The organism is Desulfobacterales bacterium (assembly GCA_029211065.1).
In the GTDB taxonomy this organism is placed as follows: domain Bacteria; phylum Desulfobacterota; class Desulfobacteria; order Desulfobacterales; family JARGFK01; genus JARGFK01.
In genome coordinates this window covers 1-3,118 of the sequence record JARGFK010000218.1, presented here as the reverse complement: position 1 = coordinate 3,118, position 3,118 = coordinate 1, and the positions used below count along the sequence as shown (strand labels likewise).

Here is a 3,118-nt window from a genome sequence, read left to right as displayed (position 1 = left end):
AAGCAGCCAGCTCGACAGCGGCTTGTGATAATTACCGGTCGGCTCTAATCCATATGCGACCCTGCTGAGTCCGTGCGCAATCTGAAGCTGTGACGCCCGTGTAATTAACTGCTTAAAACCGGCCTGGTTATTGTCAAAGATCAATCGCTTTAAAAGCGTGCGACCGGCTGCGGTACCGAAAAATGCGTGATGGCGATCCTTGGCTACGTCGATTCCCACCACCAGATAATCTCTTGATGATCGAATCTCGGCTTTAAATTGACAGAACTTCTCATACCTGATAACTTCATTTTCGTTCATGATAACCTCCTTTTAGCTTTAAGGGTTTGTTTTTGGCTGCCCGTATGCTATCAGGAGGTTATCTTTTTTTTCTACGCGATAATAAATTTTCTTTTTACTACTCTCGAAGGTATATTCTCTTCTCTTTTCAATATATAACGCTCTTCAGTTATCCAGTTCATTTAAAGGCTGGGCCGTGTGAAGCCGAAGGGGTCAAGTGGACGTCTATAAAATTATGCCATTCTCCCAGAATGAGCGTCTTACACATTTCCGCCGTCCATTTCCGCCGTCTTGAAAAATACTGATTAAGGTGGTACAATTCAGCCATACAAAAAACCGGATGAAGTTCTAAAGAATAAGGAAATGCCTTCTATCATTATGAAAGGAAAAAGAGATGGCAACGGCCTTAGAATTAAAGCGTGAAGACTGGGCTCGATATAAGAAGGGATTAAACAGGAAGGTGATATCGCGGCGGTTTACGCGTCAAGAGAAAGATGAAAGGGACCGGTTGTTGAATAGGATTCGAGAGTTGGCTCAGATGCTGAAAAGTCAGTTTGGAGTTCGAAAGGTTATATTATTCGGGTCGCTTGCCCGAACGTATTGGTTTGGTCCTGGCTCTGATGTTGATCTGGCTGTGGAAGGGCTTGAAACGAAAAAATATTGGAAAGCATGGAAATTGGCTGAGGATATTATTGCAGATCGTCGGGTCGATTTTGTTGAAATTGAATCTCTGGGAGACTCTTTAAAAAAATCGATTAATAAATACGGAGTAGAGCTTTGAGGAAGTCCTGCCAAGAACTGGTGGAGCGAATTCGTGGGGAAGTATCGGACCTGGATAGAGTTGTGAAGAGGGCATGGATGACCTGGAACCGGAGCAAGCAACTATCCAGCGAGCAAGAAGTCTACATAGACTCTGTCGCATTGAATCTTCATAGTATTTTATTCGGGCCTTGAGCGCATATTCGAACTGATTGCCAGGCATGTTGGCGAGAAGATTCCGTCCGGTGAATTGTGGCATCGCGATCTTCTCAAGCAAATGTCACAAGAGCAGAAAGATCTCCGTCCTGCCGTGATTAGCACTGATAGCTTTTTCTGTCTCGATGAGATGAGACGGTTCAGACATTTAGTGCGAAATGTTTACACGTTTAACCTGGTGCCAGAGAAGGTTGAGCCGATCGTAGCGGATCTGGTTACATCGTGGTCAAAAGTGCAAGCTGAGATTTTAGCCTTTGCGGATTTCCTTGAGCAAAGCGGATAATGGTTTGCAGCACCCTCTCTTCTCATTTTAATTGTACAAAAGAACAATTTGCCTGAACATGTGGCAAATCAGGGGATATGGAAATCGGGAATGTTGTTCGGGGGAGTGGGGTATTGGTTCCACCCGGAGATGCCGCTGCATTCGCGAATGCCATTGTTAAGCTTTCTGAAAAACCTGAAGATCGTGAAAAATTGGGGAGGGCCGCAAGGGAATTTGCCGTAAAAGAACTTGACCGCAAAAAGATCCTGTCCCAATTCACCGAAACCCTAAATGCCCTTTGATAGACAACTTACCGATTTCAGGTCAAACCTGTTTTCGGTAAGTCAAATTTTCAACCGAGGCCGTTTTTACCCATTTCCGGTAATGCCGGTTATGGGTAATTTTCCCCTGCCGTTACCTGATGCGGTGCCGAATGATTTAATATCGGGTAAAAACAAGCTTGACAGCAAGCCATAATCGCAATAAAGTAGTGCTATAAACTACTTTTATCGGAGGGTAATATTATGAAAACCATCACGGCAGCCAATGCGAATCGTGGATTTTCCAATTTACTGCGGGAAGTGAGTAAGGGGGAAGAAATTACGATCCTGTCAAGAGGTACGCCTGTGGCAAAAATCACTTCTGTTAATTCAGCGGCGTTGCAAAAAAATGCGATGAAAAACCTGCTTTTATCCCGGTTGAAAGCCCAGGACGTGACCGGGTCTCGAAACTGGACCCGTGACGAACTATATGATGATCCATCATGCGTGTAGCCCTTGATACGAATATTTTGGCCTATGCCGAAGGGGTCGGCGATGCGGCCCGCTGTGCCGGCGCTATTCGGCTGATAGAACAATTGCCGGCCGAGCTTGTCATACTTCCCGCGCAAACGCTGGGGGAACTTTTCCGGATTCTCATCGGAAAGGCAAAACGAGAGGCAGGGCTTGTACGTGAGGCGATTATGGCCTGGGCCGACAGCTTTGAAGTTGCCGACTCATCCTGGTCGGCTTTCCAGGCCGCAATTGATCTGTCAATCGACCACCGGCTGCAGATTTGGGATGCCTTGATTATGGCGGTTGCTGCGGAAAATCGCTGCCGCCTGCTTGTCAGTGAAGATTTACAAAAAGGCTTCACCTGGAGAGGCATTACCGTGGTGAATCCCTTTTCCGAACCATCCTCCCCGCTGCTCGACAATATCCTACAGACCGGAAAAAGGAAAAAATGACGAAACCCGGAATGCCCTACCGATTCAGTCTTGGGCCAAACCGGTAAAAAATAAACTCAAAGTTGTGTAACCATTTAATATAGATTTTTAATTGGACAACTAAAGAAGGGTTTTAATTTCCGCAATGTGCTCATTGTCGGCAGCAAAGAGCGGGCCCGGGATGCCATCGACACCATCGGCGACCGCTTGAACGCGGGCTTCAAGATTCTGGGGTGTCTGGATGTGGATGGCGCTACGGTGGGACAGTCGATTAAGAACGGCGTCAAGGTCATTGGTACGATAGAGCAGCTTTAGGAAATCCTCTCCAACAATGTGGTGGACGAGCTGATATTCGCGATTCCCCTTAGAATGATACCGGAGGCAGAAAAGTATATTAC

General features: G+C 46.4%; 6 protein-coding genes. 5 read left to right on the top strand and 1 reads right to left on the bottom strand.

Annotation, left to right across the window (positions count from 1 at the left end):
- Window positions 1-300: transposase (locus P1P89_22900; protein ID MDF1594372.1), on the bottom strand; the 300-nt coding region annotated here is incomplete at its 3' end.
- Between the two features lie 373 nt (window positions 301-673).
- On the opposite strand from P1P89_22900, the gene P1P89_22895 reads away from it, so the two are divergent.
- The 5 genes from P1P89_22895 to P1P89_22875 all read left to right on the top strand — a co-directional run bounded on the left by P1P89_22895 (window position 674) and on the right by P1P89_22875 (window position 3,035).
- Complete coding sequence (locus P1P89_22895; GenBank protein MDF1594371.1) at window positions 674-1,060, top strand: nucleotidyltransferase domain-containing protein; 387 nt, start codon at window positions 674-676, stop codon at window positions 1,058-1,060.
- A 554-nt stretch (window positions 1,061-1,614) separates the two neighbouring features.
- The gene (locus tag P1P89_22890) at window positions 1,615-1,818 is read left to right on the top strand and encodes a hypothetical protein (GenBank protein ID MDF1594370.1); all 204 of its coding nucleotides are present in this window, start codon (window positions 1,615-1,617) and stop codon (window positions 1,816-1,818) included.
- A gap of 222 nt (window positions 1,819-2,040) precedes the next feature.
- Complete coding sequence (locus P1P89_22885; protein MDF1594369.1) at window positions 2,041-2,289, top strand: type II toxin-antitoxin system prevent-host-death family antitoxin; 249 nt, start codon at window positions 2,041-2,043, stop codon at window positions 2,287-2,289.
- Entirely contained in the window at window positions 2,280-2,741 is a 462-nt protein-coding gene (locus P1P89_22880) for a PIN domain-containing protein (protein MDF1594368.1), read from the top strand. Before P1P89_22885 ends, P1P89_22880 begins: the two co-directional genes overlap by 10 nt.
- 126 nt (window positions 2,742-2,867) lie before the next feature.
- Window positions 2,868-3,035, top strand: a complete 168-nt coding sequence (locus P1P89_22875) for a hypothetical protein (GenBank protein ID MDF1594367.1) — start codon at window positions 2,868-2,870, stop codon at window positions 3,033-3,035.
- Window positions 3,036-3,118 lie beyond the last annotated feature (83 nt).